Here is a 22,639-nt window from a genome sequence, read left to right as displayed (position 1 = left end):
TTTACTTCAGTGTCAAGGTGACCGAAGAAGCGATACTCCAATCCCCAACTGGATTTATTGTATACGTAGTACCTGCAGTCAACTTCCCATCATTTGTTAGGTCAAATACACCCGTCGCACCTTTTCGACTTGAATATTTATAAGTGGCCGTCAGAACATCCCCGCTAGGTGAAGTTAACGTTACACTTCGACCAGAGAACAGTTCATCCCCAGGGTCCTGGTCAAGTGTAACTTCAATGGAGGTTTCGCTCACTGCTTGAGCACTTGCAACCACTAGTGGATCAAACGATTTCGCCGTAAATGAAGCATTTTCGATGTTGGCCCAATCCGAAGAAACCGTATATGTGACACCTGATTTCAGCGTTTGTCCCTCAGGCAAACGGAACTTCGGTTCTTGTTTACCGTCTGTGGATTGCGTGAACGGAACATATCTGGCAACGATAGGCTCGCCACCTTCTGGCGTAATTACAACTTGTCTTGCCTGCATGGAAGAGATGATCTGATACGTTTTGCCTCCTGCTTGCTCTTGATCATTCAGCACAAATGCATTAGCTCCTCGACCACCACTGTAAGCCGAAATGATGTAACCATAATCCACGACACTGTTCACTTGCAATGCTTTAATCTCGAATGTATCATTCGTTACTTGACTAACCGTTGTCATGTTTATTTTCGTACCACTGCCTTCAAAGGAACCAGCGTCTTGGCCTTTGTAAGTCAGGTTGTACACTTCACCAGCATCTTGTACGGACGTTGGAACGATGTAAGTCGCGATTGACCCTGTTTTCAAACGGGGCATATTGGTTAACGTCAACCCGCCACTAAACGCAAAGTCCGTTTGTGCCTTGGCAAAAGCTTCATTCGCTGCTGTCAGCGGCTTGTCAAAAGTTACAATTAACGTAATGGCATTCAGTGATCTAACGCTCTTGATTTGAGCTTGCTCCGAAGGAATAGCTTGGTGTGCAGTTTGCAACAGCACTGCTGTTTCGCCGCGCGTTGCTGTACCGTTCTCGGAGTAGAACTCGCTCATCCAATGGTGAACGGACTTTACATCACGTTGCATCGCTTTGGATACGACCTGTTCGAGTTCAGCATCCGACACTTGAGTTTGCGGATTGAATTGTCCATCGTTAGCCTGCATGATGCCAAGTTCAACAAGCTTTGACGCATATGGCGCATACCATGCATTCGGATTCACATCCGTCAATTCTACGGTTTCTCCCGTCTTGCTCTCCAAATTAAACGTTTTGAAAACCAATGAAGCTAACTCCGCACGGGTAATTGCTCGATGTTCACCCATAGATTGATCTGCATACCCGTTCATGATCCCCAAGCTATTCAGATCCTTGATAGCAGCTTCAATCTGTTGTTGATTAAGCTGTGTGGTTGTTGCCGCAATGTTAGTAACGTATGTAGCTGCATGTACTTGATTCGCAGTTAACGGGAACACTGCTGTACCTAATGCAGTTATGGTTAGAAATGTAGCGATTTTGCGGGTTGTAGAATTCATGGTTGAATTCCTCCTCTATAGGTTGTAATTGCCTGTATCTATAGAATAGAGGACAAAAAGAAACTCCCAAGGCTAAAGTTATTAACAAAATATAAACTGGCTCTAAATTTTCACGAAACTTATGCAGTAAACCGGTAGCCTGCACCCCAGACGGTTTCAATATACTCCGGATTTTTGGGGTCTGTCTCCAGTTTGCCGCGCAGTTTGCGAATATGGACAGTAACCGTTGCAATGTCTCCGGTGGAATCCATGCCCCAGATCCGCTCGAACAGATCGGATTTGCTAAATACACGGTTGGGATGACTCGCAAGAAATACAAGTAACTCGAACTCCTTGGTTGTAATCGCCACCTCTTCTCCATTAACAAAAACGCGCCGTGATCCTTTATCAATGTGAAGCCCGCGAATGTGGATTTCATCCTGCTCAGCTGGTTTGTTTTTGCCAAGTAGTCTCTCGTATCGGGTCAAATGAGCCTTTGCTCGTGCAACCAACTCACTTGGGCTAAACGGTTTTGTAATAAAATCATCCACTCCCAGATTAAATGTCCGGATCTTATCGATTTCTTCCTTTTTTGCGGAAACGACAAGGATGGGCACCTCTTTTACCTCGCGAATACGCCTGCAACATTCGAAGCCGTCGAGTCCCGGAAGCATCAGATCAACAATGATCAGTTTATAGTCCCCCTCCAGTGCCTGCTTCAGACCATCATCTCCAGTATGGCAGAGATCCACGGAAAATCCGTTGAGCTCAAAATAATCCCGTTCCAGTTCCGCAATCGTTGTTTCGTCTTCAATGATCAAAATGTTTGCCATTACTCATTAGTTCCTCTCTTCATTCAGCCGTTTCAGCTTGATATATATGCTCGTGCCATCATTGGGCTGGCTTTCTGCCCAGATAAAGCCCCCATGTCCATCAATGATTTGGCGGGCAATTGCTAGCCCGAGCCCACTTCCGCCCGTTGAGGAATTCCGAGATTGTTCTGCACGATAGAAGCGTTCAAATATATAAGGCAGTGCCTCTTCAGGTATTCCCCTGCCATTATCTTTAAACGCCATCGTAATCCAGTTCTCATCAGCTTGAAGTGTAATCTCGAATCGTTTATGTTCATTCTCCATGTATTTGAGTGCATTATCCACCACATTAACAACGGTACGTTTTAACTTCTCCGGATCCACAGCAGCCATAGCGGGACCAGACACCTGGTTATTCCAATCCAGGGCAACACCTTTATCCTCCAGATCATATCTCAGCTCTTCAATGCTATCTTCAAGGAAATCAGCGAGATCAACTGTCTTGAACAGGAAAGGCTCTTGGTTCAAGTCGAGCTTGGAATACAAAAACAGTTCATCCACCAGCTTATCCATGCTAACTGCTTTGGAGTGAATGATATTAACATAACTCTCCATTTTCTCCGGAGTATTAGCGACACCGTCACGAATACCCTCAATATAGCCTTTGATATTGGTAATCGGCGTACGGAGATCATGCGAAATGTTGGAGATAAGCTCTTTGCGGTTCACTTCGTCCTGCTGACGTAACGCATAAGAGAGCTGTAATTGATTCCGCATGCTCTCAAACGCTTCGCTGAGTTGACCAACCTCGTCATTGGAGTTTAGCTGAAGTTTAAAGGATAGATTGCCATCCTTAATATGTTCGGCTGAACTTCGTAGTTGATTCAATGGTTTAATGAAGCTGCGCGTGATCCAGCGGAACAAGAGCAGATTTGCAATGATGAGGACGCCAATAAGCAGGAATGACATCACAGGCAGCAACTTGCGAGTAAGCTCCGCAAAGGGACTTCTCTCACGAATGACAAAGATACTCCCCCGTTCCCCGTCTGAATATTGAAAATCAAATTTTGCATACGCGTAAAATCGCTCACCAATATTGAAGGTGCTCCGAATCTGATAATTGTTAAGATCATAGGCAGGAAGTGCTTGCTTCAGTTCTGGCTGGTTGAAGGTCAGTGATTCGAAGATCTGACTATTCTCTCGTCTGATGTAGAGCCCTGACTTCTCAGCTCGAAGCTTCATGTCATATTCACGCAGCAAAACCTTGTTCTGCAGGTCGTCGGGGTCATTTTTGGCCAGGAACTTCATTTCTTGAAAGATCGATTCTCCCTGCTCAGTCAGGGGGTTGATCTGATAATGTACCTTGTATATATCACGGAAACTCTGTAGATCCCCCGTAGCCGCAATCGTATACAGACTTGCCGTAAGCAGGATGAACAGTAGACTTATAACAAGCATGCCCGTGAAGGACAGCAGCATTTTTATTCGAATTGACATGGGTTCCCCTTCTCAAGCAAACAATTGGATTAGTTAGTGCACATGTTAACACAAGATGGATTCTATTGCCCATATGTAAAAAAGAGCTTTCTTTTTCATTATATATGTTGACAGTGATAATCGTTATCAATAATGTTGGAGTAAGGACCATAACGATTTATCTTAGAATGACCGGCAAACACTTTTGAAATGAGGTACGTAATGTGAAAGTAGACGTTAATCAGTTAGCAGCGCATTTTGCACACATTCCTTTTCAAGTTGAAGGCGTATATCGATATGCTAGAAATCCAGGGGTTCCCCAGGCTGACTATACCGATTCTTTTCCTGGATTTGTATTTCCTCTTACAGGAAAAATACAATTTCAATTTGATGGTACACCCTATATTTTTTCACCAGGAAAAGTTGTACATGGGGGCGCGAAAATGAAACTGGATCAAACCGTGTTTCATAGAACGGACTGGGAATATATCCTCGTTTTATACCGGATATGTAGTTCGGACCTCGAAGAGACAAGCTTTTCCCATCAGCATTTTGAATTATCAACGGGTCAGTCCCCACGTCTGATCGAATTAATCACGCGTCTTTGGCATGTGTATAATCAGCACGGAGGTATTTCAAAGTTTCAGACCGAGATGTTGTTTCGCGATGTACTGAATGAGACTTTAATATGTGTTGATCATAGGCAAAATAGTTGTGAATCAGATGTTTTATTCGAACGGGTCTCTACCTATATCCAAGAATACTATGATCAAAGTCTGACTGTCGCATCGCTTGCAGAACAAAATAATGTTAATCGAAATCGACTTTCCTACGTGTTTAGAAGACATGCAGGTATGGGGCCAGCAGAATATGTATTGAAATATCGTATAAACATGGCACAGCAAATGTTATTGGCAAGTGATGCGTCTGTACAACAGATTGCTGAGAGCGTTGGCATTGCTGACCCCTTTTATTTTAGCAGAGTGTTCAAGAAACAATGTGGTATTTCTCCTACGGAGTATCGTCTGAAGTTCATCAATAATCCATCCTGATTTCAATAGGCATCCATGTTATACCAGTGCTTAGATCAGTATACTGAACATATAGGATTAATACACAGGAGGAATGACGATGCACTATCAAGCTATTAAATTAAATGAGGAATTTTCGAAATTAAACGATCTTTGGTCTCCGAAACTCATTGGTGAAATGAATGATTATCAATTTAAGATCGTTAAGATTGCTGGAGATTTTGAGTGGCATGTTCATGAGGAGACCGATAAGTTATTTTTTGTGCTCGAGGGGGAAATGATAATTGATTTTCGTGATGGGCAAGTGAAGATTTCCAAGGGCGAGATGTATATTGTGCCTAAAGGAGTCGAGATCAAGCCTTCCGCCGAAAAGGAATGTCATATCATGTTGATGGAGCCTGGAAGCAAGTAAACACTGGCGGGACTAAGGCCGAATAAGCGTCAATTATTTGAACCAGGAAGTTAATTTGCAATATCAGAGAGCCGATAACCGCGTAATAGGGGTTATCGGCTCTGCGTTTGTACGGCTAGCTCATTGATATAAATTAATTGACATATATTAATCAGTAGTCTCTCGGTTATGTCACTTGTTGCTAGTCTTCCTGATCAATTCCACACCATCGTATGCCAGACTTTCCACACTTGTTGCCTTCTGCAGTATGTAATGATCAAAAAAGTTCTTCGCATAGTCTGTAACAAGATTTCGCATCTCCATAGCATCCCGTTCGCCTCTGTGTTCCTTATTAACACTGGTAAACACGATGTCACAGTAATCCAAATGTGCAACACGATCAACTGAGAAATAATAGGTTTCCATGCTATTGTTAGCGCCAATAACCGCATTCATATTATAGTTAGGTTCACAAAACAGGAACAAGAAGGGTTTCTTAAGATCGCTGTCAAGAAGTCCAAACGCACTGCTATCCAAGCCAATCCCGCAGGCGAACCGGTCGTCATCCCGGCAAACCATCGCCGTCGTAGGCCCTCCATAAGAATGTCCGACTATACCCATGCCGATGTCAAGCAGTAATCTGCCCTTAAAGATGGAATTCAGCTCTCCAGAGTCCAGTTTGTAAAGATAATCGGCTACATACCTTACATCTTCTGCCTGTGATTCACTATACTCTGTTATCTTGGAAAGTATCGGTAGTGCAAGCACGTTACGGCACATCTCAATGGCAGTTTCATCGTCAGGACGCATCTCCATCTTACCAGCCAACGCCAGCATCTCCGGATCTTCACCAAACGCTGTAATGACATCCGAAAAATCCTTGGATACATTAAACAGGCGCCCATCTTTACGTTTATACATCGTGCTATTCTGATGGCCGATGCTTACCACAACATACCCCATGCTTGCCAAGTCTGTACAAAGCACTGTACCCCATTCTGGAGATCCGCCCCCGCCGCAAATATAGAATAACACTGGATAGCGCTTTTCCTTCCCGGAAAGAGCAAGGTCGTCGTAACACTGGGTCTTGATATCTATAGAGAAAACATCCTTCAACGCGGTGACAAGTGGCTGCTCATTAAACATCTCGTAGACTTCAGGAAACATGTACGTTGATGTAGTCTTACCTTCGCTACTGTCAGACGGATAGTACACAAAAGCGGTCAGTTCTCTTTTGGAGTAATCTGATGCCGTGTACTCAAAATCCATCTGGGTTCGACCGACAGTATGGCCGCCAATTGGTTCTGGAAATGCATTATAGGTTTTCATTTTCTTTCCCCCTTGAGATCGCTAACCATTTCAGAATATTTATGATCTTCAAGCAGCCCATGACCCATAAATTCAGCAAAGTACTTGCTGATCTTATGTTGCAGCTCAGAGTCCTTAATATCGAATTCCCTAAAAAACAAGATTAAATTAAGCTGCATTGACTCAAACATAAAAGAAATCAGGTCGTCGTCAACATCCGGTCGGAGATATCCATCAACCCTCATTCGGCGTAAAATGTCTTTGATCATGGGGAATGACTCGCCCTTTAAGACATTCACATATACTTTCAGCAAAATGTCCTCAGGAATATATGAAAATGTTTTAGTCAGTTTGATTTCCAACTCATTCAGTGGCTCGGTCACCATGCCATTAACGTTACCAAATAAGCCAGTAAGGAAATAGCTGTAAAGGGAATCTTCATTACTGTTACTGAAGTATGCAGCTCTTTTCTGGGTCACATTACGTATTAAGTGACAATAAAGGTCATCTTTGTCTTCAAAATACCGATAAAATGTTCCGGGGTGCATGGACAAACTATCCAAAACCATCTTCATAGTTATATCCTCGTAAAGATTATCAACAAAAAGATGCATTGCGCTATTCGATATTTCCTCGCGCCTTGCTTCGTCTAAACGAAAGAAAGTATTTTTTGGCATAGACTACTCCTTAATGTATAGTGTGAACTGATTCACACTATACTGATAATTCATTCACAAGTCAAGCTATCTTGTTAGTTTAATATCATTATAAAAATTTAAAACCACTGTATTTAGATTTACAAAAGTTAGCCTAACTATTTTTGGTTTTGAAAAGATTCGGGAAGAAATATGCAAGAGCCGCTGATCACTCTGATCAGCGGCTCTTTGAGATGTTTGTATTAAAATCAGTTGGTGAGGGATGTAATTCATGAATATCGGATCAGATATCTATTCAACGAGAAAGGACTTCAAGTACTTTACCACTTTCATCTTCAATAATACGTATACTGTTGTCATCGATGAGTTGAATGGTACTATCTGAATTCAAAATTTCCTGCTGGCCCGTTACCCCGTGAGCAATGGATTTGCGAATCAGACCTTTATTTTTGAATACCAAGGTGTAAAGATCGTAGTCTTCCGTTTTTCGATTAGTGTGTTCAATGATGACAATAAGTAGATTTTGGGGACTCCTCTTAAAATTTATTTTAAGATCATGAGTATTCACATTCATGTCCTTTATCCCTAAGGGAATCGAACTCTTTTGTCCAGTAGAAGCATTCGTAATCTCAAGATCTCCTTTTGCAGTGCGAATGACATAGGTGTAACCCATGTTGCTGCCATAAAAAGTATCAGTATAATTGCTCAATCCAGTCACGGTTACCTTGTTCGTTTTCATATCTTGATGAGTCACTTCCCCGTCCAAAGCAGATGCAAGAAATCCTATAGGTACATAAAGGTGACTAATATACCACACAGGTTCTCTGCCCATATCTACTTTTTGACCATCAACCTCGGCAATGCTGCTTCCCAAGTGCACAACAATATGCTTCTGACTGCTCTTCAGTACGGCGGTATTATCATCTTCCATCCCCCACACTAGGCCTGCCTTAATACCCAGTGAGAAAAAACTTCCGTAAGTGACTCCATCCTTGATTAACGTCTGAACATGGTTAATTCGACCGTCTGCCCACTGAATTTCCAAATCAACATATTTGGATGCTGCTTCAGATTTTTGAGCCCCCAATGGTAATAACACCGACATCACTAATGCAACGACAACTACTTTTTTTAAGTGCTTCATTCTCACAGCGACTCACCCACTTCATGTAATTTTTAATCTTACAATAATAACGTTATATCCCAATAAAAGTTTGATCAGCTTTAGAAAGGAATTTGGTCCCTGATAAACAAAAAAAGCCGCTAAAATAGCGACTTTCATTGGTACTATGCTCTTGGCCCATGAAACGATCTTGAGGCACGAATGGTCATTAAGCCGAAATTTTCATTACAAGCCTAGATCATCAGCAAGTCCTTCAACGCCTGTGAAGATGGAATCTCCGTATCCCCAGAAGTTGTTGAAATCAATAATGTAGATTTTCTTGTTTTTAACTGCGTTAATGTTTTGCACCTGCTTGTTGGCAAGCAGCTTTTTAATCGTTTCTTCTGGATCAATACCACCTGCATACCTCGAAATAATCATTGCATCCGGATTAATCTCGATTAACTTCTCCAGGCTGAGTGTGCCAGTTTCATTAATCAGCATATTATGCATATTGATTAATGACATTGCACTTTCAATAAACGTATCACCATTTCCGTTGTAGATTCCAATGGTTCCATCACCATTATCCGAAAAGGATGCATAGTTGATCGTTTCAGCGCTAGCTCGGGCCGACAAGGCATTCTCGCGTGCTTTAAGCGTCTCAATATATGCCGCTGCATTGGCTTGTACGTTAAATATCTCACCTAATTCAGTAATATCTTGATACAGACTATCTAACGATGCATCAGGAACACTGGTGCTTTGTACATATGTTTTGATCCCCATATCATTCAAGCTGCTTACTGTACCAACACCCCAGTCCGCATCCTCAAACAATCCACCACGACCAACAACCAGGTCAGGCGTAGCCCCTATTGTCACTTCCTTGCCTACATAGCCTTCAGCTAGCACAGGAATTTGTTTAAACTCGTCCGCAATATCTTCAGGTACACTACCAAACAACGCAGCTACACCTACAAGTTTGTCTGTCAAACCAAGGCGAATCATCAGCTCGGCTGCACCTTGGGTATTGGCAACTACTCGTTCAGGTGCCTTGTCAAACGTTTGATCCTTCTTCACCCATGTGCCGTTCTCTGTTGTATAATTTGAAACGGTTACCGGGTAGGTTGTTTCGGCAGGTGCTGAAGCGTCTGCGTCGGTTTGTTCCCCATTTGTTGCTTCATTCGTGGCACTGCTCTCCGCAGCCTGCTGTGAGCTGCCATTTGCATCTTTGCTGCCACCATTGTTGCTTGAACACGCTGCGAGCACCAAAATCATTGCAGTAATTAAACAAAGAAACATCCCTTTTTTAACGGATACCAACATGTAAATAATCTCTCCCTTTTCAATTCTCTCTTGTCTTTTATACCAATATGTAAAATAACTATTGTCAGTATACAGTAATTGTCGAAGCGTGTAAATGAGAACAATAATCAATATCATTAGTCTGATGAATAAAAGGAAACCCTCATATGGTGCCTCAATTCATCGGATTATCGTAAAATTCATCTGTGACAGGTTCAAAGGCCATTCAGGTGTACCTGCCGTGATCAAGATGTCTTCAAACCAACTGTCTTTTGCGGTATCTTGGTTCGAAGGTTACGTTTCCTAACGATATATCCCGAAACGTTAGAAAAACCAAGTTCATGTCCTTTGGTTAGGATTGAACTTGGCTTTTCTTTTACTTAACTATTCATTACGTGCCTGATTAACCTTGGCGATAAGTTCATTAATAATTTCATCAGGTGAACGTTCATTCATCCATTGTTGACCGAACATTTGGAATACTTTGATCATTGGGAAATCTGCCCAGAATCCCACAAACTCCTCGTTAAGATATACCTTGTCCGTAACGTGCTCGTTCATTTCATTCAGGCAATGCTCCAATTCCTTTTTCGCTACAGGATCACTCATCCACTCACTGAGCAGACTGAATTTGTGGAACGTGATTTCTTCCTTACCAAAGTTACAATGCAGACGTTCCGTAATTCGGATATCTTTGGACGAGCTGCCAAGTGAAATTTGGAAAAACCCGGTCTCAGCCACCCAACGGTTATACTTGGTGTTGTAGTATGAAAAGTCTCTCTCTTCCAGTTCAAAAGTAATCTTGCGTTTTTCACCCGGCTCTAGTTCAACTTTAGCAAAAGCTTTCAATTCTTTCTCTGGACGGGTCCATGTGCACTCTTCATCGTGAACATACAATTGAACAACTTCTTTCCCCTTGCGCTTTCCGGTATTTTTCAATTGGAAGGAGACAGTAACACCGGTGTGGGTCTGAGACACTTCCAGATCCGTATAGGAGAACGATGTGTAAGACAATCCGTGTCCAAACGGGAATTGAGGTGCCAGTTCTTTCCGGTCATAATATCGATAACCCACGAACAGGCCTTCGCGATAATACAGCTTGCCGTTCTCTCCGCGAATTCGCATATGTGAAGGGTTGTCCGACAGTTTGACAGGGAATGTCTCAGACAGTTTGCCCGAAGGATTCGTCTGTCCGAATAATACATCTGCAATCACTTTACCCATGCCTTGACCAGACAACCAAGAATGAATCACACCAGGTACATGCTGTACCCATGGGCGCATCGCCAGTGCGGAGCCGCTGCTCGTTACGACAATACACTTGGGTTGAACTGCGGCAACCGCGAGAATCAATTTCACTTGATGCTCGGGAAGATCAATGCCTTGCAAATCATGCATCTCCGATTCCGCATATTCCGGTTGGCCAACAAACAGTACAGCAACATCGGAATTCATCGCTAATGAGACGCTTTCCTTAATTAGCTCATCATTGATGGAGTCATCCTCCGGGTACCCTTCTGCATAATTCATGGTCATGGCATCGCCAGCCAGATTTTTTATCTCATCCCATGGAATATCGACATTTGTAGGCGTTACCTTTGCACTGCCCGCTCCCTGAATTCTTGGTTTTTTGGCAAACCGTCCGATCACGGCAATCGACGAAATGGACTCCTGCCCTAGCGGGAGAATCGCGTTCTCATTTTTCAGAAGCACAATACTCTCGGCCGCCGCTTTACGTGCGAGTGCATGATAGTCCGAACTTGGAGAAGAATCCATGTCTTTCTTGCCCGTTACGCGCTCTACCAGCTTCAAAATCCGTCCCACGCTGCGATCCAACTGTTCTTCGGAAAGGCTTCCGTTCTGAACCGCTTCAATGATCGCCTTCGCATTGTAATTGGCGGGACCCGGCATCTCCAGATCAAGCCCGGCCTTCAGACCGCGTATGCGATCATTGACAGCTGTCCAGTCGGATAGAACAACACCTTCATAACCCCACTCTTCTCTCAAAATGTCATGCAGCAAATGTTCGTTCTCACTTGTATACGTTCCATTCAATAAATTATAAGAACACATCACCGTCCAAGGGTCGGATTTCTTAATAATACGTTCAAAGGCGCTCAGGTAAATCTCGCGAAGCGTTCGCTCGTCGATTTCCGAACTGGTTACCATCTTTTCAAACTCCTGGTTATTTCCTGCAAAGTGTTTGACAGAAGCGCCCACGCCTTCGCTTTGGATCCCGTTTATAAACGCCGCCCCAAGTTCCCCTGTCAAGTATGGGTCTTCCGAGTAGTATTCGAAGTTTCTTCCGCCAAGCGGTGTTCTTTTCATATTGACACCCGGTCCAAGCAGCAGCTCAACGTCCATGGTTTTTGATTCACGTCCCAGTGCCACACCAACTTCATATAACAATTCCGTATTCCACGAAGAACCGATGGCTGAACCCGTAGGGTAACAGGTTGCGGGTACATTTTCCGTTGTAATCCCCATTTCTTCATCGCTGTTTGTTTTACGAATGCCGTTTGTCCCATCATACATATGAACTGGCGGAATGTTTAACCGCTCGATTCCTTTTGTCATCCACATATTCAATCCTGCGCAGAGTGAAGCTTTCTCGGCCAGCGTCAATGCCGACAACAATTCATTGATTGATTTATCCATAGTACTCACCCTTCTGATATCAATTTTGTTCTTGTTCTTTCTTCAGTTCCTGTGCATCGTACAGTTTGAAAAACGGAAACCAGACAATAAATACAATCACCAGGACGACTGCCAGCAAGATAAGCCCATTGAATCCGGACATAATGTAGGTGGACAGGCCGATCGGCGTGTACCATAGCTGGAAGATCTGGCTCGGAATCCGCACCCAACCCCAGTCGAGAGCCAAGTACACAATCACCGGCGTGATAAGTGAGTTAATCCACATCGGTACCATGAGTAATGGATTAAAGGCAATCGGTGCTCCGTACACGACGGGTTCATTGATGTTAAACAAGGATGGGATAATAGTCGCCTTGCCGACTGATTTCAGTTTTTTCGAACGTGCCATCAGGAACCAAACAACTAACGGCAAGGTCGCTCCCATTCCTCCAATACCCAGCCATCCGGAGAAAAAGGTTTCAAACGTGTTGATATTGACGGGATCTTGTCCCGCTGCCACAAGAGCTGCATTTTCTTCGATTGCAGGTATCCAGATCGCGTACCAGATCGGTGTCATAACCCACGGGCTTACGCCGAAAGAATACAGTACAACACCAATGAAATTGAACAATAAAAATCCGGTTAAACTTTGCCCTACGGCATTGATCGGCTCAAATACGTTCACGATCAGTCCAAAAATATCAAAATGAAGCTGATATACAAGTAACCATCCTGTTGTTAATACCAGGGCGATCGGGACGAGAAAATCGAACCAGTCCATAATGAATTCGGGAAGTGAAGACCCCTTTTTGAAGAACGAAAATTTGTTGCACATGATCATTACAAGAGCGACAAATACACCTACCAGGAGTGCTGTAATCATCCCCGAGGGTCCAAATCGTTCAAGGATGAACTGAATGGTACCGTCTTCGTTTACCGTCGGGTTAAGCAGCATGACGAACAGAGATATCCCTGTCATTCCCGCTAGCAACTTGATTTTGTGTCGTTCTCTTTTTTCCATCACGACATAAGGTGTCAGAAAAGCAATAAACAACCCAAGCAAACCAAAACTGAATGTCGTGATAGGTGTCAGGTCCGGCATTCCCGGAATGAAATCCTGCAAAATCGAAATCAATGTAATAATCGAACCGATGAAAATCATCGGAATGGCGACCATGATGGCTTCTTGAATCGAAGAAACCCAAATATTATTCGTAAACGCCTCCAATCTTGGCGCAAACGAATCTGTCATCCATTTCATGAAACGCTTCATCCAAAACTCCCCCTGTCTTCCTCTAAGCTGCCACAACCATAGTATATCGATTTGTGTTAACGCTTTCTTGTTGGAACTTGCCGCATCATGGTTCGTTTTTTGCCCAATCCATCGCTATAGTTCTAGCTTGCCAGCCTGAACAAGAAATAAACAACAAAAAACATCCCTTCAAACTGAAAGGATGTCTTAAATGCACTTTTTTTTAATATTGTCTATCCAAAATGAGCAGCATTACCCCATGCGGTGGAAGCAAAATCTCTCTGCGCCAACTTTCATCTCTTACCATCTCTGTCCCCATCACGGGTCCACTCCTGCCGTTTAGATAGGCGATTTCTTCTTCCGTCAAGGAATAGGGCGATCCCATGCGGGTCCACTCATCAAATACCGATCCATGCTCCCGATCCAGTTGATAACTGGTGCATTTATAAGGACCCTCGAGATTGCTCAGGGTAAGTTCATAAGCTTTGCTACCTTTTTCCTCAAATACGTCATAGCGGGTTGAGCTGGATAATTCCGACCAATCTCCACTTGCAAACAGCTGATCTACATGAACATAGTGATAGAACAAAAATTGCATGCTTCCATCCCTTTTTCGGGTTCCAACATAACCGTCTCCCTTGACCATCAGCTCATCCCCAAGCTTTTGCATAAGCTCAAATGCATAATAGCTGGGTTTCTTCAGCCCATCGCGGTTAATCAGGCCAAAACCTCCGTAGAAAGGAGAAGCGGGAACGATACTTTCTTCGAATACATCGGTAAAGGACCAGAAAGCCATCGCTTTCACGTCACCGAGTGTGTTCATGGTGTGGTAAATGACAAACGGAGCCATGAACATGGTATCGTGCAGTAAGTTCCGGTCATACAGCGAAAAGTTCCACTCAGTGACATGAAGTTCAACATGACCGTACGATGACGTATTCATTTTTTGCCGCATAAGCGCAATACTCTCTTTATAGAAAGCAGGCGGCATGATCCGGGTTAAACGATCGTCTTCAACTTTTAGCTTGGGATACTCCGAATAGATGTGAAACGAATAAAAGTCGAGAGCCACTTCACGCTTGCGGCAATAGGACAAAAATTCCTCAGCCCAGGTATCGTTCCAGAGAGAACCGTAACCCATAGCTGGCCCCCCCACCTTCAGTTCCGGCAAAATCGATTTGATGGCATGAACGGTCGATTCGTAAAACGCAAAGTATTCTTCCTTGCTTCCTGCCCAACAAACACCCGCCAGGTCAGGCTCGTTCCATACTTCGAAATACCACTGCCTCACTTCTTCCGCACCATAACGATTCAAACAATGGCGAACAAATTCACCAACAAGCGTCTGCCACTTGGCAGGGTCGGATGGCGGGCTAATATTCCCTCTCCACCAAAACAGCGTTTCTTTGGATCTCGCCAGCTGGCTCGGCATAAAGCTTAATTCCACAAATGGCCGAACGCCCTGATCCAGCAAGAAATCATATAATTTGTCCACATAAGACCAATTATAGAGGGGAGTGCCCTGCTCATTCTCGCTGTACACCATCATCTCGTCATTAAAGATGCCGTGAAATCGAATATATTGAAAAGGGATTTTTCCTTTCAGCGCGGAGAGCTGCTTCCGCCAATCTTCACGTAAACCTTCAATGGCTCTCCCTGCCGTCATGGTCATATTCCAGTGCTTTTCGTAGACAGACGACGTCTGATCCGCACGAATCTCAATATAAGTTTGGTCTGACAGATGTACAGACGGTACAGGAAGCGTGTCCTGATCGGCGTCAACCTTAACATCCAGATATCGATACAGTAAACCAATCGCATTCAGCGTTTCCATCTCGTAATAATCTCCGCTTGAAGATTCCTCATATGTTTTGGGTTTGCGGTTTACATTCATCTGATGGAGTTCCGGTGTACGAGAAGCTTCCCGATAGGAACCGGGCGTACAGCCGTACTTTTCCTTGAAGTATTTGTTAAACAGCTTCACATTGGCAAATCCGCAATCCAGCGCGATCTCCGAGATGTTTTTATCGTTGGCTGCCAGCTGAGCTTGAGCCTTCTCCAAACGAATGAGCGTCAAATACTTTTGGAAAGGTATCCCGATTTTGTCGGTGAAGAAGTGAGAAAAATAATGCAAACTTAAATGTTCGGAATGCGCCATATCCTGCAGTGTAATCTTTTCATTGTAGTGTAAATCAATATATGTGAGGACCCTGTTCAGTCTTTTATAGTCATAATCCCTGCTACCGTCTTCCAATGCGGAATTCGTTCCAATGGAAAAATACCTCTGCAGGCATCCGCATAACATCTGTAATCTGCCCATTGTGAAATTTTGATAACCTGGCGTTTTTTTGTTGATCTCCCATACCATTTGCGCAAGATATTGTTTAATAATTTGCAGGCGAGGAGCGTTTTGTTCCACGTTCATAGCAGAGTTACAGGAGATAAACGCATTATTGTTCATTAACTCGGGACCGAACTGCAATGTTAATAACACATTGTCCTGATTGGTTCGTTCGATCTTGTGGACGGACATACTGTTAACCACGATCACATCATCTTCATGCAGTGTATATTGCTGCTGGTCCAGATACATGATGATTGAACCGTGGAGAACATATACAACTTCCACTTCCTTGTGCCAATGAAAATCAATATGTTTTACCGAGTTCACGAAGAGTTTCATAGGCAGATCGTCCTGATGTTGAATAAACTCATATAGATAGCGAATTGTCTGCACCTTCCTTCATACCGATTATTATAGCCACAGCATTTTGAAGATATCAACAAGCTAAACAGTAAGAACAAAAAAGCCGATCAATTAAGGTTCAATTGATCGGCTCTTCTATATAAATGTTCAAACTACCTATTCAACTAAATGCACTGTTATCTTACCAACCGCGGTTGGACATGCGCTCTTCTGGAGCCAATTTAGAAATTTCAATCCCTTTCATCGGGGCGCCCAAGTTTTTGGATACTTCGGCAATCAGTTTGTAATCCGTGTAATGTGTTGTAGCTTCAACGATTGCACGAGCGAATTTCTCAGGGCTATCGGATTTGAAAATACCTGATCCTACAAACACACCGTCTGCTCCCAGGTGCATCATTAATGCTGCGTCCGCCGGAGTAGCTACACCGCCTGCTGCAAAGTTAACGACAGGAAGTTTTCCATTTTCATGAACTTCGCGCAGCAACTCATAAGCTACACCCAGATTTTTGGCTTCAGCGTACAGCTCGTCTTTGGACATGTTTTGCACTTTGCGGAGCTGGCTGTTAATTAGACGCATATGACGAACTGCCTCAACAATGTTGCCCGTTCCAGGCTCACCTTTTGTACGAATCATCGATGCACCCTCACCAATACGGCGAAGAGCTTCTCCCAAATCTTTGGCTCCACATACAAATGGTACAGTAAACTCATGTTTATCGATATGGAACACTTCGTCTGCAGGCGTAAGAACTTCACTTTCATCGAGATAGTCCACACCTAGGGATTCAAGCACTTTGGCTTCTATGTAATGACCGATACGTGCTTTGGCCATAACTGGGATAGATACAACCTTCATAACCTCTTCAACGATGGTTGGATCTGCCATACGAGCTACACCGCCAGCAGCGCGAATATCGGAAGGTACCCGTTCAAGAGCCATAACAGCTGTTGCCCCTGCCGCCTCAGCAATTTTAGCTTGCTCTGCATTCATAACGTCCATGATGACGCCACCTTTTTGCATTTCAGCCATTCCTCTTTTTACACGATCTGTACCTGTTTGCATGATTGTAGTCCTCCTAATTAACTTTTGGGTGATTTTCAATAAAGGCATCGCTCTAATCTATCATTTAGTATAGAATGAGAATGGTCATATAAAAAGATCCAATATTTTTGGTTTTTATTGTACCACTTCATTTATAAATCTGGAGGTCCTATGCAATTTCATGTAGCTTACAGTTCATATTTGAACCGAAAATATACGAAGATGAAGGCTCTCTATCATGCCATTCGTGATGCAATTCATGAAGGTAATCTTATACATGGCGAGAAGTTACCCTCTACTCGAGAGTTAGCCGCGACGTATCACATTTCCAGAGGAACCGTGAATCAGGTCTATGATACGTTGACTGCACAAGGTTACATTCATTCAGAGCATGGAAGAGGAACCTTTGTTGCTTACCAGTTGGATTTGAACAATAATGCGTCCACCGAGAAAGCTTGTACGCATCACTTATCCGCCTGGGGGAATCGTATTCAGCAGTTTGAACAGCAGTCGATTCAAAGAAATACACCAGCCAATGCTCATACACATGATTCCAGAATGAATAGCGACGAAGTGATCGACTTCAGCAAATATCAACCTGATTTCTCCAAGTTTCCTTACGATGAATGGAATAATCGATTGTATGCAGAGATAAGACACCGTGAGCATCACCTGAAAACAACCTCTGCCATGGTTAGTTCAACCGGGGATCCAAAATTGAGAGAAGCTATTGCTGCCTATCTGCGGAGGATGCGGGGCATTCAAGTCGATCCGGATCATATTGCAGTAACTGCAGGCTCCATGCAAGCTATAGCTCTACTCACTCAATTACTTGCAGATCCTGGGGATTATGTAGTGACAGAGAGTCCTTGTTATGTCGGGATTTCTAAAGCCATATTGGCTGCGGGTGCAAAGTTGATTGAAGCTAATCTCGATGGTCAGGGCGTTGTGCCCCAGGACTGGGAAGCACGTATGTTGTTTGTCACGCCGTCACGACAATTTCCTACTGGTGAAATGCTCAGTCTGGAACGCAGACAAACCTTGCTGGACTGGGCACAGCGAAATGATGCCATGATTGTTGAGGATGATTATGATAGTGAATTCCGATATCGCGGAATGCATGTTGAACCACTGAAAACACTCGATAAAGCAGGACGTGTAATCTACCTGGGTAGCTTTACCAAAACCTTGCCTTTAGAAGTACGACTTGGTTATGTGGTTCTTCCCCCTACCTTGGCTGACACCTTTAGAAAGGCACAAGCATTATACGAGCCAAGACCCGTCAACCTGATCGAACAACGGGCATTAGCCGCATTCATGACAAGTGGTCAATATGAACGTCATCTGCGCAGAATGAATCGATTATACAGTCGGAAATTCCATCTGTTACTCAAACTTTTGAACAAGCAGCTCTCTACATGGTTTGATTGGGTGGAGAATGAAGCGGGTCTACACGTGTTTGGTTGGTGGCGAGGTAATGTGACCACTTATGAGGCCTTTAGGGAATCAGCTCGGTCACAAGGTGTGGTATACTCAGAAGTCAGCAGTTCAACGTCTGTTGGTACGAAGTATGGTATCTATTTGTCTTTTGCACATTTGTCAGATGAACAATTACAGGAAGGCGTATCCAGATTAAAAAATGCCGTTACAACTACATTGTGAGGTAAATCGTCTCCAAAGTAAGTACAAGAAGATCATCATTCGGAAGAGAGGCGATCGTTATGAATTGGTTAAATGAACTGTACAAAATTAATAAACAGGAACCGGACAAGGAAATCGAACGTTCTTTGGTTAACGCCATCTTCCGAATATATGACCGGTTCCCCCGAATTGGCCTTAGAGAGCGAATTGGACAGCAAGAAATGTCTCTCGATATCGCCGATGCTTATATCCATGGGCATAATGCCATGATTGAAGCTGGTGTCGGAATCGGTAAGTCTTTTGCGTACCTGATCCCAAGTCTGCTCACGAATCAAATGTCTCAGAAACCAGTCATTATAGCGACATCCTCCATTCAGCTCTCGGAACAGATACATAAAGATTTAAGGATTATTGGTAGCCGGTTGGGATTCTCAACGGTTCGCTCCGTGGTGGGAAAAGGCATGGGGCAGTATGCCTGCCGAAGTAGAGCAGCGGAATGGATCAATCTTGATGATGCAAACTCCTCCGTATCTACCCTCGCACAGCGCATATTAGATTATGAAATTGATGAAAGAGCCGATATTAAAGCTGGAGTTAGTGATGCCGAATGGTCCCACGTTTCCGTGAATGATTGCAAATTTGAACGTTGTCATCACAAAACTGCATGTTTGTTTTACGATATGAGAGCGAAATTAAATGCAAAAGCTCACGAGATTGATTTTATTATCGTGAACCAGGACTTGCTCATACGGGATCTGATGAAGAAAAAAGAAGGAACCAAGAGCATCATCTCAGAACAGCCTGCTCTGATCGTCATTGATGAAGCGCATAATCTGGAAGCAAAAGTTCGGGATGCCAGAACACTTGAGTTCACTTATCGGGGAATTTGCCGCATTCTGGATACCACGGTGCAGCTTCTAACGAAGCAGTCCGGGGATAAAAGTCTCTTCTCACAATCCAAGTTCATCAAAAACTGCGCTGAGCGCATCTTCAAACAGGTAAACGCGGATCTGCTCCACCATGCCAAGCAGGATAACGACCGAATCAAAGTGTCGGAGATCAAAGGAATACCGTTAAACCAAGTCTTAAACAATTTAAAAGATCTCAGTCTGCGCCTTTCCATTTTGACCTCACGCCACGAGCGGGAGATCGATGACGCTTTTGAAGCCATCAACGGGCTAATTACCCTTATTAGTGTCTTATCTGAAATAGAGGACAACTATCTTTTATGGGCAAGCAGTCCCCTTAGAGTAACCACAATCAGCATCTGTCCCAAAGATATAAGCCAATTTCTGAAATACGCTTTATTTAATGGTAAGGTACCTGTAATCCTAACATCAGCAACGCTGTGCCAAGGCGGGGATACACTGGAGGAACAATATTCTTATATGACGCACTCCCTTGGTTATAAGGGAGGTTTCTTAGAGCGCCAACCCTCCCCTTTTGACTACACCAACCATGCCATGATGTATATTTCGAACAAAGTTCCCTATTACCACCACGATCAGGGCGAAAACTATCTTGAAGCAGCGTACAACGAAGTGGTTCAACTCTGTAATCTAACTCAGGGAAGAACAATCGTCCTTTTTTCAGCAAAAGAGGACATGAAGTACATTCACAAAAAGTTGATCTCAAAGGCTAATGAATACACATGGGCAGTCCATGTTCAAAAAGAAGGATCTTCCCAGGACAGTGTCATCGCTGATTTCAGGAAAAGCAAAGGTGTCCTCCTGGGTACTGGTGTATTCTGGGAAGGTGTGAATATCGAGGGGTCTGACCTGTCACAGGTCATTATTTTCCGGCTGCCCTTCCCTGTTCCATCGGATCCTGTTTATGAATATAAGGCATCTGTAACAGAGAATCCGTTCATGGAGGTGTTTGTACCGGACATGCTTCTTCGATTACGGCAAGGAACTGGACGCTTGATCCGCAGTGAAACGGACCTTGGCATACTCAGCATACTTGACTCCCGTCTCAGCACAACGGCTAAAAAGAGTTACCGGGAACAGGTGTTGGACACGTTGCCGTTCAAAAAAGTGACGGAGGATTTTGAGGTTTTAGAGAGATTTGTTCAAAATAAAAGGATACGACGTACGGATTAGAAGTGGTACACCCAAACGCTATAAACTGTTCAAATCAAATCACATGAAGAAGCCCTTCCACACATCAAGCGGAAGGGCCAATTTTAATGCTGGAAGTAAGATTTATGCTACAATATATTCCAGATCTACGAATCCCAAAGGAGGCATTACCATGGTTGAAAGACCAACTACAGAGGAATATGCAGCTTATTATGAAGGGTACATCCAGCTTGTTCCTGAAGGGAACATCATCGAACGCTTAGAGCTGCAAGCCAACATCGTACCAACTTTGCTCACTTCATTGACAGAGGAGCAAGCAAATTATCGGTACGCCGAAGGCAAATGGAGCGTGAAAGAGGTCATCGGTCACCTTTTGGATAACGAACGCATCATGAGTAGCCGATTGCTTCGCATCGCCAGAGGTGACCAAGCGAATCATCCCGGCTACGATCAGGACGTGCTTATGCAGACCCACCCTTTTAAAGCGTATACCCTGGCCGATTTGAGCGAAGAATATGCCGTCACACGCCGCTCAACCATTCTTATGCTTCGTCGCCTCACCCCGGAAGCATGGCTCTGTAGAGGGATCGTCAGTGATAACACTGCTTCAGCTCGATCGATTGCATTTGTTATGGCTGGACATGAGCTCCACCATTTATCAGTACTTCGCGATCGTTATTCGTTGGATTTGAAATTATAAATTTCATTCAAAAAGACTTTGAACCTGCATTCGCTGTAGGAACAAAGTCTTTTCTCATCAGTCGTTTTATCGTTCAAATTATCGTTCAAAATGAATCAGATGTGCGTCCTCTCGCAAAGATAATGTGGAATAATCATTTAGAATCAGAATGTGCCCATTGAATTCAATGGGCAGTACCACATAGCTGGACTGAAAATAATCCGATCCGTTCCAGCGATCCGAAAAGTATAGGTACTCCTCTTCTGATCGCTTAAGTACAAATGCTGGTTGCGTTTGGTACGTCGTTTCATCGCCAAAATCGCTTAGCATCCCCCATGGTCCCATCGCGTATTTCCCTTGATTTGGAGCCCAACCCGTGCAAAATGAGGTCACCATATAATACTTCCCTTTCCGTTTGAAGACGGCTGGCGCCTCCCGATATTCCCCCTGCCACAGCTTTCCGACAAGACTTTCAACATTAAGGTAATCTCCCTGCAGGCGATAGATGTGCAGGTCCGCATTGTCTCTGGCAGCTGAAATAAAATACGCTGTCCCGTCATCATCCTGAAAGAGCGTGCAGTCACGCGACATATACCCGTACGGATTAAAGCTGCCATGATACACGAAATGACTATCCGGAGAATCCGATGTGGCAATGGCGCATGCGGCATCGTTGTAATTGTTACCATTCTCATAGTGAGCCCAGAGTACAAACTTTTTGGTCACCGCGTTGAAAAGCACTTTAGGCCGTTCGAGATTTACTTTTCCACCTTTATCGTTCACTAATGCCAGATTTGTCCGAACTCGAATGGGTGCAGCTGGTGTAGAGGTGGTCAAGATATGGTTTCGAAACTCCCAGTTGAATAGATCTTTGGAACGGTAACAACTCACATATATATCGTCTCTCCGATCTTCGCCATACCAGTAATAATAGTCGTCATGGAATAACATATGTCCACCATGGGCATGGATCGGATTACCGCTTGAATCATTCCAGATGCCACCATTAGTTAATTGATTATTCACA

16 protein-coding genes and 1 pseudogene are annotated in these 22,639 nt (G+C 43.8%); 5 read left to right on the top strand and 12 right to left on the bottom strand.

Annotation, left to right across the window (positions count from 1 at the left end; translation table 11 throughout):
* Window position 1 precedes the first annotated feature (1 nt).
* The 3 genes from C161_RS15555 to C161_RS15545 all read right to left on the bottom strand — a co-directional run bounded on the left by C161_RS15555 (window position 2) and on the right by C161_RS15545 (window position 3,798).
* Window positions 2–1,510 (bottom strand): S-layer homology domain-containing protein, encoded by a 1,509-nt coding sequence (locus C161_RS15555; RefSeq protein ID WP_036671301.1) that lies wholly within the window; start codon window positions 1,508–1,510, stop codon window positions 2–4.
* A gap of 119 nt (window positions 1,511–1,629) precedes the next feature.
* Window positions 1,630–2,322: a response regulator transcription factor gene (locus C161_RS15550; protein WP_036671296.1), complete on the bottom strand. Its 693-nt coding sequence runs from the start codon at window positions 2,320–2,322 to the stop codon at window positions 1,630–1,632.
* A 6-nt stretch (window positions 2,323–2,328) separates the two neighbouring features.
* Window positions 2,329–3,798: a sensor histidine kinase gene (locus C161_RS15545; RefSeq protein WP_036671294.1), complete on the bottom strand. Its 1,470-nt coding sequence runs from the start codon at window positions 3,796–3,798 to the stop codon at window positions 2,329–2,331.
* 203 nt (window positions 3,799–4,001) lie between these two features.
* On the opposite strand from C161_RS15545, the gene C161_RS15540 reads away from it, so the two are divergent.
* Together C161_RS15540 and C161_RS15535 are read left to right on the top strand one after the other, a co-directional pair.
* The gene (locus tag C161_RS15540) at window positions 4,002–4,829 is read left to right on the top strand and encodes a helix-turn-helix transcriptional regulator (protein ID WP_036671293.1); all 828 of its coding nucleotides are present in this window, start codon (window positions 4,002–4,004) and stop codon (window positions 4,827–4,829) included.
* A gap of 79 nt (window positions 4,830–4,908) precedes the next feature.
* Window positions 4,909–5,246 (top strand): annotated as a pseudogene (locus C161_RS15535) (cupin domain-containing protein).
* A 145-nt stretch (window positions 5,247–5,391) separates the two neighbouring features.
* On the opposite strand, the gene C161_RS15530 reads toward C161_RS15535, so the two are convergent.
* The 8 genes from C161_RS15530 to pdxS form a co-directional block, all read right to left on the bottom strand.
* Complete coding sequence (locus C161_RS15530; protein ID WP_036671290.1) at window positions 5,392–6,528, bottom strand: alpha/beta hydrolase; 1,137 nt, start codon at window positions 6,526–6,528, stop codon at window positions 5,392–5,394.
* Window positions 6,525–7,184 carry a TetR/AcrR family transcriptional regulator gene (locus C161_RS15525; RefSeq protein ID WP_036671287.1) on the bottom strand — a complete coding sequence of 220 codons (660 nt, stop codon included), beginning with the start codon at window positions 7,182–7,184 and terminating at the stop codon, window positions 6,525–6,527. The genes C161_RS15530 and C161_RS15525 overlap by 4 nt, the downstream gene beginning before the upstream one ends.
* Before the next feature lie 274 nt (window positions 7,185–7,458).
* Window positions 7,459–8,307, bottom strand: a complete 849-nt coding sequence (locus C161_RS15520; protein ID WP_143781403.1) for a stalk domain-containing protein — start codon at window positions 8,305–8,307, stop codon at window positions 7,459–7,461.
* A gap of 204 nt (window positions 8,308–8,511) precedes the next feature.
* The gene (locus C161_RS15515; RefSeq protein ID WP_036671283.1) at window positions 8,512–9,594 is read right to left on the bottom strand and encodes an ABC transporter substrate-binding protein; all 1,083 of its coding nucleotides are present in this window, start codon (window positions 9,592–9,594) and stop codon (window positions 8,512–8,514) included.
* A gap of 363 nt (window positions 9,595–9,957) precedes the next feature.
* Window positions 9,958–12,231, bottom strand: coding sequence for a beta-glucosidase (locus tag C161_RS15510; protein ID WP_036671281.1), 2,274 nt, complete (start codon window positions 12,229–12,231; stop codon window positions 9,958–9,960).
* 19 nt (window positions 12,232–12,250) lie between these two features.
* Complete coding sequence (locus C161_RS15505; protein ID WP_036671279.1) at window positions 12,251–13,483, bottom strand: PTS sugar transporter subunit IIC; 1,233 nt, start codon at window positions 13,481–13,483, stop codon at window positions 12,251–12,253.
* A gap of 202 nt (window positions 13,484–13,685) precedes the next feature.
* A complete protein-coding gene (locus tag C161_RS15500) occupies window positions 13,686–16,199 on the bottom strand; it encodes a GH39 family glycosyl hydrolase (protein WP_327196796.1) in 2,514 nt (837 codons plus the stop codon).
* 151 nt (window positions 16,200–16,350) lie between these two features.
* Window positions 16,351–17,235, bottom strand: a complete 885-nt coding sequence (gene pdxS / locus C161_RS15495; protein WP_200869424.1) for a pyridoxal 5'-phosphate synthase lyase subunit PdxS — start codon at window positions 17,233–17,235, stop codon at window positions 16,351–16,353.
* Between the two features lie 147 nt (window positions 17,236–17,382).
* Between pdxS and pdxR the strand changes: the two genes are divergently transcribed.
* The 3 genes from pdxR (at window position 17,383) to C161_RS15480 (ending at window position 21,633) form a co-directional block, all read left to right on the top strand.
* Window positions 17,383–18,873: a MocR-like pyridoxine biosynthesis transcription factor PdxR gene (pdxR, locus tag C161_RS15490; RefSeq protein ID WP_036671275.1), complete on the top strand. Its 1,491-nt coding sequence runs from the start codon at window positions 17,383–17,385 to the stop codon at window positions 18,871–18,873.
* Between the two features lie 59 nt (window positions 18,874–18,932).
* Window positions 18,933–20,954: an ATP-dependent DNA helicase gene (locus C161_RS15485; RefSeq protein ID WP_036671273.1), complete on the top strand. Its 2,022-nt coding sequence runs from the start codon at window positions 18,933–18,935 to the stop codon at window positions 20,952–20,954.
* 151 nt (window positions 20,955–21,105) lie between these two features.
* Entirely contained in the window at window positions 21,106–21,633 is a 528-nt protein-coding gene (locus C161_RS15480) for a DinB family protein (protein ID WP_036671272.1), read from the top strand.
* Window positions 21,634–21,711: 78 nt separating this feature from the next.
* Here the strand turns inward: C161_RS15480 and C161_RS15475 are convergent, their stop codons facing one another.
* Complete coding sequence (locus tag C161_RS15475) at window positions 21,712–22,638, bottom strand: family 43 glycosylhydrolase (RefSeq protein WP_051449763.1); 927 nt, start codon at window positions 22,636–22,638, stop codon at window positions 21,712–21,714.
* Window position 22,639: the final 1 nt, after the last annotated feature.

Origin of the sequence: Paenibacillus sp. FSL R5-192, from assembly GCF_000517845.1 — a bacterium.
Classification (GTDB): domain Bacteria; phylum Bacillota; class Bacilli; order Paenibacillales; family Paenibacillaceae; genus Paenibacillus; species Paenibacillus amylolyticus.
This window is presented reverse-complemented; position numbering and strand designations above follow the sequence as displayed.